Source organism: Neisseria sp. P0008.S010 (assembly GCF_051962715.1).
In the GTDB taxonomy this organism is placed as follows: domain Bacteria; phylum Pseudomonadota; class Gammaproteobacteria; order Burkholderiales; family Neisseriaceae; genus Neisseria; species Neisseria elongata.
Genome location: NZ_JBQCVA010000242.1, coordinates 1 through 296 on the forward strand (window position 1 = coordinate 1; position 296 = coordinate 296).

The 296-nt window shown below is 55.4% G+C and carries 1 rRNA gene; it reads left to right on the forward strand.

Annotated features, from left to right (window positions below):
* Positions 1-296: ribosomal RNA gene (locus tag ACTHSL_RS13405) — 16S ribosomal RNA — on the forward strand; the annotation flags it as partial.

Genomic DNA, 296 nt, shown 5'->3' on the forward strand with positions numbered 1-296 from the left:
CCTACGGGTGGCAGCAGTGGGGAATATTGGGCAATGGGCGAAAGCCTGACCCAGCCATGCCGCGTGAGTGATGAAGGCTCTAGGGTTGTAAAGCTCTTTCGCCGATGAAGATAATGACGGTAGTCGGAGAAGAAGCCCCGGCTAACTTCGTGCCAGCAGCCGCGGTAATACGAAGGGGGCTAGCGTTGTTCGGAATTACTGGGCGTAAAGCGAGCGTAGGTCGCTGTGTGTGTCAGTGGTGAAAGCCCAAGGCTCAACCTTGGAACTGCCATTGAAACTGCACAGCTGGAATCTCA